This window comes from Acinetobacter sp. 24-47-39 (assembly GCF_056783825.1).
Window position 1 is genome coordinate 1 of sequence record NZ_JBWYIP010000049.1, and the last position, 280, is coordinate 280.

Below are 280 nucleotides of genomic sequence, written 5' to 3' on the forward strand. Positions count from 1 at the left end.
CCATAGCCTTCGCCTGCCCATGGGGTCAGTACATCGACCCAAGCTGAATCGGTGTCGTTGTTGTTACTGCCGGCACCGCCATCAAATTGGTGGTCTTCTGCTCGGGTAAATAGGAAGCGTACTTTGATGCGTCCCCATTCATCGACATGGATTTCTTCTCCTGCAGGTCCCACCACTTTGGCGCGTTGCGGATGGGTGCTGGGTCGATGTTGTAAGGGGTTGTATTCGGGTACGGTTTTGATGTTGCGTCGTTGTAGGATGAGTTCGCTGGCTTGGCGTT

1 pseudogene is annotated in these 280 nt (G+C 53.9%); it reads right to left on the bottom strand.

The annotated features are described in order from the left end of the window. Positions 1-280 (bottom strand): annotated as a pseudogene (locus AC1M9C_RS15005) (type VI secretion system tip protein VgrG); the annotation flags it as partial.